This is a genomic window from Homoserinibacter sp. GY 40078 (assembly GCF_008017545.1).
Lineage (GTDB): Bacteria > Actinomycetota > Actinomycetes > Actinomycetales > Microbacteriaceae > Homoserinibacter.
Genome location: NZ_VRTZ01000002.1, coordinates 355725 through 369248, shown reverse-complemented (window position 1 = coordinate 369248; position 13524 = coordinate 355725). Strand labels below are relative to the sequence as shown.

Sequence of the window (13524 nt, the reverse complement as noted above, 5' to 3'; positions counted from 1 at the left end):
CCGCCGCCGCCTCTATGAGTGGCATGTGAAGGCGCTATCCCTTGCCCACCGTCGATCGCCGCCAACGCACGCGACGTATCCAGCCCGCGATCAGCGCTGCGGAGCCCGCAGCACAAACTCCCACGAGCACCCACGAGGTGATTACAACGCTCGGAGTAATGAGCATTCCATCGGAATCGAGCTGGCCGACACTCCCGGTCAGTTCGCTTCCTACGGCGACGCCCACGAGGCCGAAGAGCCCGAGCCAAGAACCGACCACGAGCGCCCACACGCCGAGTCCGCGTCTGCGAGGCGCGACCGGATCGACCGGCGGCTGCGGAATGTCCCAGGGCGACCGCGGAGGACGCGCGATCATGACCGCCGTGACCGCCGCATCGATCGCGTCGCGTCTCTCGCGGTCGAGGAGCGGCACGAGCGTCGGCTCGATCTCCACCACGAATGCGTCAGCTCCGATGAGGATCCGGCGACCGTCCGGCCAGGCGAGGCAGGCGACACAGTCCTCGAAGAGGACAGTCGACGGGCCCTCGGGAGTGGACGACGATACCCCCGCCTCCCCCACGACGAGATGGGCAGACGAGCCCGAGACCGCGAACCACGAGCCCTCGACAACACTCGAGGACCAGCGCGGAGCCGGCGCGATACCAGCCCAGCTCACGCCTCCGGAGGGGATCCGCCACAGCGCCGCCTCCCAGTAGGCATCGACCTGCTCCCGCAACTGGTCGAGCGTGACCTCCTCGATCAGTCGTCGTCGGTCATCAGCATCAACGACCGACCGACCACTCAGAAAGGCGTGCGCAACGGTCGCCAGCAACGACGGCGACGGGATGCGGTCATCCATCGTGTCGAGCATCGTCGCGCGCGCCACATCGAGGTCGTGGTCATCGATTCGACCCACCCGGAGGGCGGCCAGAGTATCGACGATCTCCCCCACGACCGCTGCCTGCTGTTCGGGCAAGGCATCGGCGACGATCGTCACGCGAATCTCATCCGGACCGCATTGCTCGATCTGGACGTCGATCGAGTAGCTCAGACCGCCCTCGACACGAAGGACACGGAACAAGGTCGCTCGCAGGAGATACGCGAACAGCACCGATCTTGGCGAATGGGGAACGACCACGTCGATGCCGATCAGACCGTCGCCGCCCTTGATCCACGCAGGCAGAGCCAACACCTCGTTCTCCGGCAGGATGGGGCGCCAGGATCCGCTGGGGAGGCGCAGATCGAGCCCCTCCGGGATGCTGTCCCCCGTGATCCAGAGCACGGCGTTGTCGCGCGTGAAGCGCTCGCTGGCCCACGCCTGCAGGTCGTGCGGCGTGATGGTCTCGATGCCCAGCTCGGAATAGGACATGACAGCCGCCCCGCTCGCCCCGTGCCGCTCCCGGCGCAGCGCGGCTGTCACGCCGTTCGCCCTTCCCTGCTCCTCGGTCCTGAGGATCTTGCGTTCCGTCTCAAGACGCTCGAGCGGCAGCTCTCGCAGCGCGGCACAGACCCGGTTGAGGTGCTGGACGATCTCCGCCTCCGAACCCGAGGTCACGAAGTGGGTGACGTAATCGGCCGTCATGCCGTTGCGGTGAAGACCCGCCACCTCGTCCCCATGCAGCACGAGGTGCTCGATCAGGTGCGAGATTCCGGAGAGACGAAGTGGCTCGTCGGCCATGCCGACCCTGAACATCAGACCCGCCGCGGCCGGACCGGGCGAAGGCGCGTAGAACACAGGCACGCCGTCGACCTCTCCCGCCGACACGATTCCCTCTGCCTGTGCGTACTCGGTCACATCGGCACGTGTGCTCACCCCGCTCATGCGGCGCTCCCCTGACGCGCAGCGCCGATCTCTTTCCACGCTCGTTTCAAGTCGACCTGCTCCGTCGACCAATACGTCCAAATCCCTGCCGAGGCTCGAGTTCCGATGAATGGGAGGTGCCCGGCGGCGTCTCGGTGGTGCCCGCCGAGCCAGAAGGCGAACATGAAGATGTTGTGGGCGTGCACCCCGAGAGGGCTCATGACGTGCGCGGGATGCAGCACCGAGCGCGCCGCCGCCCATCTCAGCTCCGCGAGCACGTCGTCCCGGGCCATGTAGCGCACCGAGTCGTCGCCGCCGATCTCCGACCAGCGTTCGACGTGGTGCATCGCGATCAGAGCGCCGGAGTTGGAGCCGTCCGCGGACTCCTCGGTGGCCTGCCGAGCGAAAGTCGTTGCTTCGTCCAGGTTCCCACCCCACTTGGGTTGCAAAGCCTGCTGGAGGGTGAGTTGCGCGGAGAACAGAGGACGCTCGGCGACCGCGCGGTCGTAACGTCGCCGAACTTCTGAACGTCCCAGCTCGAGACCCAACGCCGTGGTCTCTCGCGCGACCCAGGCGGGCGCATAGCGCGGATGCCGCGCGCAGAGCTCGATCAGGGTCGGCTCGACGCGATCGAGCATCCGCCAGAACTCCTCGAACTGCGCCCGAGTGACCTGCTGGCCGGGGGCGTTGCTACGTGCCCGCCAGGCGCGCTGGATCCCGTGATACGCAACCGCCGAGATGAGAGCGGTGGAATGCGGGATGACCAGCAGCGCGGCCTCCAGATCAGGACCGATGCTGTCCGCGCCCCCCATCAGGAGCATCGCGTGCCCGACCTCGTCCGGGTCCCAACGGGTGAGCTCGTCGTCCAGCTGTACCCAGTCTCGATTGGCGATCGCCGAACGAAGCTCCTCGTATTCCGGGACGTTCTCGAACGCGTCGAGGCGGATTCCCGGGTCGCCGGATGCGCCCGGCGCGATGTCGCGCGCAGCCATCGCCTCACCCTCCTGTTCTCGTAGTGGTTCTGAGAACAGGCATCGTCGTCGCGACCGGTCGCACCTTCGGGGGGATGCAGCGCGCCGCTGTACTCGGTCGCGAGCCTAGTGGATCGCCGACGATTCCTCGACCACGAGTTCGAGCTCGCCGGGAGCGCCGCGTTCGAGGCGGATCCCGGTCGATTGAGACCACGCGAGCAGCGACGCCAGGTCCGGGTGGTCGATGCCGGCGAGCAGCAGCGAACGCACCAGGCGTCCCTTGCCCGCCTTGTTGAAGTGGTTGAGCGCCCGGCGGCGCCCGCCCTCGTCCGTCACGACGCGCGCATACACCGACCCCTCGCGTCGGGGAGCCGGGCCGAGGGCAGCATAGGCCTCGGACCGCAGGTCGAGGATCACCCCGCTCACCGAGGCGAGCTCGGCCGAGACGAGGTGCGACCAGGCGTGCTTCGGTCGGATTCCCGGCACGCGGGAGTCGGCGGACATCCGGTACGCGGGTATCGGATCGAGCGCCCGCGTGAGCCCGAAGAGCGCCGATGAGATCGCGAGATGCGCGTGGGCGAACGCGCGCGCATCGGGTGGCAGCGTCCCCGCGCCGAGCGCATCGAAGAGGACTCCGTCGTAGCGATCGATCGAAGGCATCACCGGTGCCGTCCAGAGCGTGCGGTTGCGCTCGGATTCCGGTGCTTGCCGGGCGCTCAGCTTGAGCGCAGCACGGGCGGCGTCGGGATCACTCGACACCGCGACGAGCGCATCGAGCGCCTCCACGCGAGCGGTGTTCAGCGCCGGGAACGCGAGAGCATCCAGCTCAAGACGCGAACCGTTCGCCCCACCCGTCCGCTTCGTCTCGGAGGGCGGAAGCAGGATCAGCACGTCAGCGGTCGAGGAACGCGAGCGCGCGTTCCACATTCACGCCGAGGGCGTCGATCGAGTCGAGAGTGATCCGTGCGATCGCTCCACTCGGGCCGCTCCAGTCCTCCCACTCGTCGAGGCTCTGCTCGACCGCGAACGCACCAGGAAGGGCGGTCTCCGCGAGCCGCGCAGCGCGCGCCTCGATACGCTCCCGATGCAGTTGTTGATCGGAGCACACCACCTCGATGAACCGGATGTCGGCTGAGCGACGCTCGGCCAGCTTCAACCACTGCTCCCGAGCGGGGCTCACCGCATTCACCGCGTCGACGATGATGCTCCCGCCACCGCCGAGAACGGCATCGGCGAACGCATCGGCGACGAGGTATGCGGCCAGGCCGGTCGGCTGATCGGCGTCTATCCCTGCCGAGAGGATCGCCGTCTCAATCGGGTCGACGGAGATCACCGGGATGCCACAACGGTTGCCGACGACCTCGGCGATCGTCGACTTGCCCGCTGCGGGGAGCCCCGCCATCACGATCAGCATGGACACACCCTAATCAGCCCGGCCCGCCGCTCGGCGGACGAACCCGAGTCAGACCAGCTCAGCGGTGCCCGCCACGATCGTCACGGTGTCGCCCTGAACCGACAGGAAGCCGTCTTCCACGCGTGCCGTCACGACGCTGCCGTCGAGCGCGGTGACCCGCGACTCCCCCGGCGCGAGGACGGCGAGGATCGGCTCGTGCCCGCTGAGCACACCGATCTCGCCCTCGGTGGTGCGGGCGACCACCTGGGTGGCCTCACCCGACCACAACTCGCGCTCAGCCGAGACGACGGCGACGTTGAGCGCCATGATCAGCCGTTCTCCTTCTGAAGCTGCGCCCAGCGCTCCTCGACGTCCGAGATCGGGCCGACGTTGAAGAACGCCTGCTCGGCCACGTGGTCGAAGTCACCGCGGACGATCGCGTCGAACGACTCGATCGTGTCGCGCAGCGGGACGGTCGAGCCCTCGACACCGGTGAACTTCTTCGCCATGTAGGTGTTCTGCGAGAGGAACTGCTGGATCCGGCGCGCACGCGACACGGTGATCTTGTCTTCCTCGGAGAGCTCGTCCACACCGAGGATCGCGATGATCTCCTGCAGTTCCTTGTTCTTCTGCAGGATCGCCTTCACGGCAGTCGCCACACGGTAGTGGTCCTCGCCGAGGTAGCGGGGGTCCATGATCCGGCTCGTCGACGAGAGCGGGTCGACCGCAGGGTAAAGACCCTTCGACGCGATCTCACGCGAGAGCTCGGTGGTCGCGTCGAGGTGCGCGAAGGTCGTCGCCGGCGCGGGGTCCGTGTAGTCGTCCGCCGGCACGTAGATCGCCTGCAGCGAGGTGATCGAGTGTCCGCGGGTCGAGGTGATGCGCTCCTGCAGAACACCCATCTCGTCCGCGAGGTTGGGCTGGTATCCCACCGCGGACGGCATGCGGCCGAGCAGCGTCGACACCTCGGAACCGGCCTGGGTGAAGCGGAAGATGTTGTCGATGAAGAGCAGCACGTCCTGCTTCTGAACGTCGCGGAAGTACTCCGCCATCGTCAGCGCCGACAGGGCCACGCGGAGACGCGTCCCCGGGGGCTCGTCCATCTGGCCGAAGACCAGAGCGGTCTTGTCGAAGACGCCGGCGTCTTCCATCTCGTGAATGAGGTCGTTGCCCTCACGAGTGCGCTCGCCGACACCGGCGAACACCGACACACCGCCGTGGTCCTGGGCGACGCGCTGGATCATCTCCTGGATGAGGACCGTCTTGCCCACGCCCGCGCCACCGAAGAGGCCGATCTTTCCACCCTGCACGTACGGGGTGAGAAGGTCGATGACCTTGATGCCCGTCTCGAAGAGCTGCGTCTTCGACTCGAGCTGGTCGAATGCCGGAGGCTTGCGGTGAATCGGCCAACGCTCGGTGATCTCGAGCTTCTCGCCCTCGCCGAGGTTGAGGACGTCGCCGGTGACGTTGAAGACCTTGCCCTTGGTGACGTCGCCAACCGGGACGGAGATCGGTGCACCGGTGTCGCGCACCTCCTGGCCGCGGACGAGACCGTCGGTGGGCTTGAGGGCGATCGCGCGCACGAGGTCATCCCCGAGGTGCTGGGCGACCTCGAGGGTGAGCGTGGTCGTCTCGCCGCCGAGCGTGATCTCGGTCTGCAGCGCGCTGTAAATGTCCGGGATCGCGTCGTGCGGGAACTCGATGTCGACGACGGGACCCGTGACGCGCGCGATACGTCCGACGCTCGCTGCGGCAGCCTCTGACGCCTTCGCCTTCTGGGTAGCGGTAGCCATGGTCTCTCTTCCTGATCGTTACTTCGCCGAGCCGAGGGCGTCTGCGCCGCCCACGATCTCGGAAATCTGCTGGGTGATCTCCGCCTGGCGCGCATTGTTCGCGAGACGGGTGTAGTCGCGGATGAGCTTGTCGGCGTTGTCGCTCGCCGCCTTCATCGCCTTCTGGGTCGCAGCCTGCTTCGACGCGGCCGACTGCAGCAGCGCGTTGAAGATCCGGCTCTGTATGTACACGGGAAGCAGAGCGTCGAGCACCTGCTCCGGCTCCGGTTCGAACTCGTAGAGCGGGAAGATCTCGGCACCGGGCTCGTCGACGCCCTCGACGACCTCAAGCGGGAGCAGACGGACGACTTCCGGCTCCTGCGTGAGCATCGACACGAACCGGTTGTAGACGACGTGGATCTCGTCGACACCGCCTTCGTCGGTCGACTGCACGAAACGCGCAACGACCTCGTCGCCGATCTCACGAGCGGTCTCGAAGCCGGGGGTGTCGGTGTCGCCGGTCCAGGTTCGCTCGGGCGTGCGCTTGCGGAAGTTGAAGTAGCTGATCCCGCGACGGCCGACCACGTAGTGGACGACCTCCTTGCCCTGGCTGGTGAGCAGGGCGGTCAGCTCTTCGCTCGCGCGAAGCACGTTGGCATTGAACGCACCGGCCAGGCCGCGATCCGACGTGAAGACGACGACCGCTGCGCGACGCAGGTTCTCCGGCTCGGTCGTGAGCACGTGGCTCACGTTCGAGTGGGTCGCGACCGCCGAGACAGCGCGGGTCACAGCGCGCGCGTACGGCGCCGAGGCCGCGACCCGCTGAAGCGCCTTCTGGATGCGGCTGGCCGCGATGAGCTCCATGGCACGGGTGATCTTCTTGGTCGTCTGGGCAGAGCGAATCTTCTGCCGGTAGACCCGAAGCTGGGCTCCCATGTCGTTCTCTTCCTGTCGGTGTGATCGTTGAGGGCGTGGTCCGCGTCAGCGGATCAGCGCTTGCCCTTCACGATGCGCTCCTGGTTCACGTCTTCCGCCTCCGACGCCTCGAACTCCTCGTGGCCGGGGGCGTCGAGGTCGACTCCCCCACCGGGCTGGAATTCGAGTACGAACGCGTCGACGGCCTTCTCGAGTTCCGCCTCGGTGGCGTCGTCGAGCACGTTGGTCTCGCGCAGCGTGTCGAGCACCTTGGTGTTGCGGCCGAGGTGGTCGAGCAGCTCACGCTCGAAGCGGAGAACATCCTCAACGGGGATGGTGTCGAGCTTGCCCTTGGTGCCCGCCCAGATCGAGACGACCTGCTCCTCCACGGGGAACGGCGAGTACTGCGGCTGACGCAGCAGCTCGGTGAGGCGCGCACCGCGCTCGAGCTGACGACGGCTCGTCGCGTCCAGATCGGATGCGAACAGCGCGAACGCCTCGAGCGCGCGGTACTGGGCGAGCTCGAGCTTGAGCGTTCCCGAGACCTTCTTGATCGACTTCACCTGGGCGTCACCACCGACACGGGAAACCGAGATTCCGACGTCGACCGCGGGGCGCTGGTTCGCGTTGAAGAGGTCGGACTGGAGGAAGATCTGACCGTCGGTGATGGAGATGACGTTCGTCGGGATGTAGGCCGACACGTCGTTCGCCTTCGTTTCGATGATCGGGAGTCCCGTCATGGATCCGGCACCGAGCTCGTCCGAGAGCTTCGCGCAGCGCTCGAGCAGGCGCGAGTGCAGGTAGAAGACGTCGCCCGGGTACGCCTCGCGACCCGGCGGGCGACGCAGCAGGAGCGACACGGCACGGTAGGCCTCGGCCTGCTTCGAGAGGTCGTCGAAGATGATCAGGACGTGCTTGCCGCCGTACATCCAGTGCTGCCCGATCGCGGATCCCGTGTAGGGCGCGAGGTACTTGAACCCGGCCGGGTCGGAGGCGGGCGCGGCGACGATCGTCGTGTACTCCATCGCGCCGGCGTCCTCGAGGGCGCCCTTCACGGCGGCGATCGTCGAACCCTTCTGGCCGATCGCGACGTAGATGCAGCGCACCTGCTTCGAGACGTCGCCCGAGTCCCAGTTCGCCTTCTGGTTGATGATCGTGTCGATCGCGATGGCCGTCTTGCCGGTCTGGCGGTCGCCGATGATCAGCTGACGCTGTCCGCGGCCGACGGGGATCATCGCATCGATCGCCTTGATGCCGGTCTGAAGCGGCTCGTGCACCGACTTGCGCTGCATGACACCGGGCGCCTGGAGCTCAAGGGCACGGCGACCCTCCGCGGCGATCTCGCCGAGGCCGTCGATCGGGTTGCCGAGCGGGTCGACGACGCGTCCCAGGAAGCCGTCGCCGACGGGGGCGGAGAGCACCTCGCCCGTGCGGGTGACCGCCTGTCCCTCTTCGATGCCGGTGAACTCACCGAGGACGATGACACCGATGGAGTCCTCGTCGAGGTTGAGGGCGAGGCCCAGCGTTCCGTCCTCGAAGCGCAGGAGCTCGTTGGCCATCGCGCCGGGGAGGCCCTCCACGTGGGCGATGCCGTCCGCCGCATCGGTGACCGTTCCGACCTCGGTCGTGCTCGCCTTGCTCGGCTCGTAGCCGGCGACGAAGTCCTTGAGCGCGGAGCGGATCTCGTCCGGGCTGATCGTGATGTCTGCCATGTCTCTTCCTTGGAGTGGGCGCCGGGTCAGCCGGCCAGTCGGATGCGGAGGTCGGCGAGGCGCGAGGCGACGGTGCCGTCGATGACGTCGTCTCCGATCTGCACGCGCAGGCCGCCCACGATGGTGGGGTCGATGATGAGGTTGATGCGAAGTGTGCTGTTGTAGCGGGCGCCGAGCGCCGACTCGAGGGTGCTCAGCTGCGCCGCGTTCAACGGCACCGCAGAGGTGACGGTCGCAACCGTCGCGCCATGCGCGTCCGCCACGACACCCGCGGCTGCCGCGAGCATCTGCCCGATACGACGGCCGCGCGCACTCTGCACCAGATGACGGATGATCACCAGGGTCGACGGCGACGACTTGCCCGCCAAGAGCGCGTCGACCAGAGCGGCCTTGTCTTCGGCCGCGCCGAGCTTGCTCCCGACAGCGAGTTCGAGCTCGTGATCCGAGGTGACCGCACGGCCAAAGGCGAAGATCTCATCTTCGATGCCGGCCTTCGCGCCCGATGCCGTCGCGACGGCCCGGATGCCGATCTCTTCGATGCCCGCGACGAGCTCGTCGGCGCTCGACCACCGGGCTCCGGCCATCGAGTCGAGCAGTGCCGCGGCGGCAGAGTCGAGCCCCACGAAGATGCTCGCGAGAAGCCCTGCCTTGCGGTCGGCGGGGACGGACGAGTCGACGAGCACGGAACGCAACTGGATCGAGGAGTCGATCGCACGACTCGCAGCCAGAAGCTGCTCACCCGTCGCCAGGGTCACACCCTGCGCAGCGGCGAGCCTCCGCTTCGCCGCCTCGAGGGCCTCGCGTGACGCCGAACCCATCTACTTGCCCGCCTTCGCCTTCTCGTCGGCCTCGAGGTCGGCGAGGAAACGGTCGACGAGCGACTTCGCCTTCTTGTCGTCCGAGAGAGTCTCTCCGATGACGCCCGACGCGAGGTCGAGCGCGAGGGAGCCGACCTCGGCACGCAGGGAGACCAGCGCAGCCGCGCGCTCGGCCTCGATCTGCGCCTGAGCGCTCGCCGTGACGCGAGCGGCCTCGATCTGCGCCTGCTCCTTGAGTTCGGCGAGGATCGCCTGCCCGTCGGAGCGCGCCTGCTCGCGAATACGCGCGGCTTCCGCACGTGCCTCTGCGAGCTGCGCGTTGTACTCGTCGCGAGCGGCGGCAGCGGCGGCCTGGGCCTCCTCGGCCTTCTTCAGGCCGCCCTCGATGGCCGCCGACCGTGCGTCGAGCGCCTTGTTCAGGCGAGGAACGACGTACACGGCGACGACGATGAGCAGAGCGACGAAGATAACCGCCGACCAGAGGATGTCATAGGGCGCTGGAATCAGCGGGTTGACATCTTCCGTACGTACGTCGAGGGCTGCGGGCAGCATCCCGACCTCCTTCAGTGGGTGGGGACGCGGATCAGGCGGGGGCGGTGAACGGGATGAAGCCCACGGCGATCGCGATGAAGGCGAGAGCCTCAGTGAACGCGATGCCGAGGAACATCAGACCGGTCAGGCGGCCCTGGAGCTCCGGCTGACGCGCGACGGACTCGATCGTCTTGCCGACGACCATGCCCACGCCGATGGCGGAGCCGATCGACGCGAGACCGAACGCGATAGGGGCGAGGTATCCAACAATCACGGGGATTTCCTTTTCTCTGTGAGTGGTCTTTTGGGGATGTGTGCCGGCAGGCGCCGGAGGTCAGTGCTCGTCCGCCAGCGCGAGCTGGATGTAGACGGCGGCGAGGAATGTGAAGACGTAGGCCTGCAGCACGGCGACCAGGAGCTCGAAGAGCGTGAAGACCGCGCCGAAGGCGAACGAGCCGATGCCGAGCAGCCCGATGAGGTTGCCGTCGGCGAGGACTGTGAAGAAGAAGAACTGAGTGGCCGAGAAACACAGCACGAGCAGCATGTGGCCCGCGACCATGTTCATGAGGAGTCGGAGCGTCAGAGTGACGGGCCGGAGCACGAAGGTCGAGATGAGCTCGATCGGCGTGACGATGATGTACAGGAACCACGGCACGCCGCTCGGGAAGAGCGAGTTCTTGAAGAAGCGTCCGCCGTTCTTCTTGATGCCGGCGTAGATGAACATCACGTAGGAAACGATGGCGAGTACCAACGGCGTGCCGATGACGGACGTGCCCGCGATGTTCAGGAACGGGATCACACCTGTGAGGTTGAGACCGAGGATGAGGAAGAACATCGTCATGAGCGGCGCCATGAACCGCTTGCCGTCCTTCTCGCCCAACGTCTCGACGACGATGTTGTTACGCACGAATCCGAGCAGGAACTCGTTCGCCGCCTGGAAGCGCGTGGGCACGATCCGCATGCGGCGCGTGGCGATGACAAGCCACACGATGAGGAGGATCGTGACGAGGATGCGGATCAGCATGATCCGGTTCAACTCGAAGGGCGTGCCTTCGAAGAAGATCGCAGGCGGGAAGAACTCTTCGAGCGACGGGCCGTGGAATCCGCCGTCGGTGTCGTCAGTGAACCGAACCACGGGGGCGAGGGCGGAAGCTAGCAGCGCTGACTCCAAACTCGGGGCGTGCGTGCACGCGGCGATGGAATGGGGTTGACCTCAACCTTAGCAGGGCAGAAGGGGCGGTCAGGACGACCTTACTTGTCTGGAGGCCGTTCGTCCGGCAGTTCGACATCCACATAGGGCATCCGCGACCTCTGGAAGGCCAGAACGTCGATGGCGAGCGAGCCGAGAACGGCCGCGATCACCGCGAGGAAGAACGCCCACGGGTCGAGCCACGGCTGGCCCCGGAGCCAGAGCAGCACGACGAAGAACACGACGAGCTTCACGAGCCAGGCGCCGAGCACCACCCCGAAGAACAGGGGGCTCGCGGGGTCGTCGACCGTCAGACGCTGCCCGAGGATGATGCTTCCCGCGGTCAGGCCGAGGAAGATCGCCGCGAGGGCGGCGCCGAGCAGCCCGCCCCAGAGCCCCGGGAGGCCGGCGAAGAGGTACCCCAGGCCGGATGCGACGACGAGAAGGGCCAGAGCGAACGCCCCGCCCCATTTCAGAGACGTCGCGAGGATCGGATTCGCGGGTGCGCTCATGCGGGGGTCTCCTTCTCGGGGGCGTGGCGCAGATCGGCGCGCGAGTCCTCATCCGCGAACTCGACGCGCTCCGAGGCGATGTCGAGCGGATCGAAGCGCGACGAGCCGTCACCGTGCTCGGGCGCGCTCTGTGCAGCCGCCTCGACCGCCTTGCGTCGGCTGAGAGGCGCGAGCGTGAGGATCGTGCACGCGATCAAGCCGACTCCCGTCGCGATAGCCGCCCACCAGGTGTCGATGAACAGGAAGAGCAGCCCACCGATCGAGGCGACCGCCGTCCATGCGTAAAGGATCAGAACGGCATGCAGCTGCGAATGCCCCATGTCGAGCAGCCGGTGGTGGAGGTGCTTGCGGTCGGCGCTGAACGGCGACTTCCCCGCACGCAGACGCCGGATCACGGCGAGCCCGAAGTCGAGCAGCGGCACGATGAGGATCGCGAAGGGCAGCAGCAGCGGAATGAAGGCCGGCAGGAACTGACGGGGGCTGCCGACCGTCTCGCTCAGCGCCTCCGGATCGATCTGCCCCGTCACCGCGATCGTCGAAGCCGCCATGAGGAGCCCGACGAGCAACGCGCCCGCGTCCCCCATGAAGAGCCGCGCCGGATGCCAGTTGAGCGGGAGGAAGCCGAGACACGCGCCGATGAGGGCGGCGGAGATCAGCTGGGCGAAGCTGAAGTAGTCGCTCTGCCCGGTCGGCCCGTAGGAGATCAGGTACACGTAGACCGAGAAGGCGCCGTTCGCGATGATGGCCACTCCCGCGACGAGTCCGTTCAGTCCGTCGATGAAGTTGATCGCGTTCATCACGATCACGATCACGATCACCGTGATGACGAGCGATTGCCACGGAGCGAGAGAGACCACGACGCCCGGCATGGGGAACGAGACGAACTGGATCCCCGACCACGCGAGCAGGGCGGCTGCGAGCATCTGGCCGGCGAGCTTGGTGAGCCAGTCCAGATCCCAGATGTCATCGGCCACGCCGATCGCGACGATCATGAGCGCCGCCCCGAGCAGTCCCCAGAGATGCACGGGCTGCGAGTATGCGATCGCCAGGGCCGGAAGCAGAGCCCCCACGCCGAAGGCCGCGACCACGCCCAGGAACATCGCGATCCCACCGAGCCGCGGCGTCGGGCGCGTGTGGACGTCGCGATCCCGGATCTTCGGGTAGAGCCGGAATCTCGTGGAGAGCTTCCAGATGACCATCGAGAGCGCGAACGAGACGAGGGCCGCGACACCTGCCGTCGCGAGGTAGGCGATCAGGCGCATCGCTCGGCTCCGACGACCCTCACGATCTCGTCGTCGGGGATCACCCCGTGCCGCACGATGCGCAGCTTGCCGTCGGGATGCTCGAGGTTCGTGGCGTCGACGATCGTGGACCCGGCATGGGCGGCGGCATCGGGGTAACCCTCCCCCGCGGGACCCGCCTCGAGGTAGACCGTGACCGCATCGCCCAGCATCGCCTCGGCATCTGCGGCGGACATCGCGGCCGGCTCGCCGGTGCGGTTGGCGCTCGACACCGCGAGCGGGCCGGTCTCGGCGAGGAGCTCGAGCGCGATGGGGTGCGAGGGCATGCGGAGTGCCACGGTGCCGCGCGTCTCGCCGAGATCCCACTCGAGCATCGAGCGGGCGCGGAGGATGACGGTGAGCCCGCCCGGCCAGAACTCGTCGACGAGCGCGCGCACCTCATCTGGGATCGGATCGGCGAGCGCGTCGAGGGTCGCGAGGCTCGGGACGAGCACGGGAGGCGGAGCCGTGCGGTCGCGACCCTTGGCGTCGAGCAGGCTCTGCACCGCGGTCGCCGAGAACGCGTCGGCCGCGACGCCGTAGACCGTGTCTGTGGGGATGACGACGAGTTCGCCGCGCGCGATCGCGCCGCGGGCGAGGCGCATCCCCGTGAGCAGCTCGTCGGGGACGCCGGTGTCGTAGATCGCCATG

Annotated in this window: 15 protein-coding genes; all 15 read right to left on the bottom strand. The window is 67.4% G+C overall.

Features of this window, described 5'->3' with window-relative positions; all coding sequences use genetic code 11:
- Window positions 1-34: 34 nt before the first annotated feature.
- A complete protein-coding gene (locus tag FVQ89_RS10515) occupies window positions 35-1801 on the bottom strand; it encodes a pitrilysin family protein (protein ID WP_147901903.1) in 1767 nt (588 codons plus the stop codon).
- Window positions 1798-2772 (bottom strand): hypothetical protein, encoded by a 975-nt coding sequence (locus FVQ89_RS10510; protein WP_147901902.1) that lies wholly within the window; start codon window positions 2770-2772, stop codon window positions 1798-1800. Before FVQ89_RS10510 ends, FVQ89_RS10515 begins: the two co-directional genes overlap by 4 nt.
- A gap of 105 nt (window positions 2773-2877) precedes the next feature.
- The gene (locus FVQ89_RS10505; protein ID WP_147901901.1) at window positions 2878-3642 is read right to left on the bottom strand and encodes a YaaA family protein; all 765 of its coding nucleotides are present in this window, start codon (window positions 3640-3642) and stop codon (window positions 2878-2880) included.
- Between the two features lies 1 nt (window position 3643).
- A complete protein-coding gene (locus tag FVQ89_RS10500) occupies window positions 3644-4165 on the bottom strand; it encodes an AAA family ATPase (protein WP_147901900.1) in 522 nt (173 codons plus the stop codon).
- A 48-nt stretch (window positions 4166-4213) separates the two neighbouring features.
- Window positions 4214-4471 carry a F0F1 ATP synthase subunit epsilon gene (locus FVQ89_RS10495; RefSeq protein WP_187264998.1) on the bottom strand — a complete coding sequence of 86 codons (258 nt, stop codon included), beginning with the start codon at window positions 4469-4471 and terminating at the stop codon, window positions 4214-4216.
- Between the two features lie 2 nt (window positions 4472-4473).
- The gene (gene atpD, locus FVQ89_RS10490; RefSeq protein WP_147901898.1) at window positions 4474-5937 is read right to left on the bottom strand and encodes a F0F1 ATP synthase subunit beta; all 1464 of its coding nucleotides are present in this window, start codon (window positions 5935-5937) and stop codon (window positions 4474-4476) included.
- 18 nt (window positions 5938-5955) lie between these two features.
- A complete protein-coding gene (locus tag FVQ89_RS10485) occupies window positions 5956-6852 on the bottom strand; it encodes a F0F1 ATP synthase subunit gamma (RefSeq protein WP_147901897.1) in 897 nt (298 codons plus the stop codon).
- Window positions 6853-6905: 53 nt separating this feature from the next.
- Window positions 6906-8543: a F0F1 ATP synthase subunit alpha gene (gene atpA / locus FVQ89_RS10480; RefSeq protein ID WP_147901896.1), complete on the bottom strand. Its 1638-nt coding sequence runs from the start codon at window positions 8541-8543 to the stop codon at window positions 6906-6908.
- A gap of 26 nt (window positions 8544-8569) precedes the next feature.
- Window positions 8570-9361 (bottom strand): F0F1 ATP synthase subunit delta, encoded by a 792-nt coding sequence (locus tag FVQ89_RS10475; protein ID WP_147901895.1) that lies wholly within the window; start codon window positions 9359-9361, stop codon window positions 8570-8572.
- A complete protein-coding gene (locus tag FVQ89_RS10470; protein ID WP_147901894.1) occupies window positions 9362-9913 on the bottom strand; it encodes a F0F1 ATP synthase subunit B in 552 nt (183 codons plus the stop codon).
- Window positions 9914-9944: 31 nt separating this feature from the next.
- Complete coding sequence (gene atpE / locus FVQ89_RS10465) at window positions 9945-10166, bottom strand: ATP synthase F0 subunit C (protein ID WP_147901893.1); 222 nt, start codon at window positions 10164-10166, stop codon at window positions 9945-9947.
- A gap of 60 nt (window positions 10167-10226) precedes the next feature.
- The gene (gene atpB / locus FVQ89_RS10460; RefSeq protein ID WP_255513557.1) at window positions 10227-11027 is read right to left on the bottom strand and encodes a F0F1 ATP synthase subunit A; all 801 of its coding nucleotides are present in this window, start codon (window positions 11025-11027) and stop codon (window positions 10227-10229) included.
- A gap of 116 nt (window positions 11028-11143) precedes the next feature.
- Window positions 11144-11593, bottom strand: coding sequence for a hypothetical protein (locus FVQ89_RS10455; RefSeq protein ID WP_147901891.1), 450 nt, complete (start codon window positions 11591-11593; stop codon window positions 11144-11146).
- Window positions 11590-12849 carry an MraY family glycosyltransferase gene (locus FVQ89_RS10450; RefSeq protein WP_147902425.1) on the bottom strand — a complete coding sequence of 420 codons (1260 nt, stop codon included), beginning with the start codon at window positions 12847-12849 and terminating at the stop codon, window positions 11590-11592. Before FVQ89_RS10450 ends, FVQ89_RS10455 begins: the two co-directional genes overlap by 4 nt.
- Window positions 12846-13523 carry an L-threonylcarbamoyladenylate synthase gene (locus FVQ89_RS10445; protein WP_147901890.1) on the bottom strand — a complete coding sequence of 226 codons (678 nt, stop codon included), beginning with the start codon at window positions 13521-13523 and terminating at the stop codon, window positions 12846-12848. Before FVQ89_RS10445 ends, FVQ89_RS10450 begins: the two co-directional genes overlap by 4 nt.
- Window position 13524: the final 1 nt, after the last annotated feature.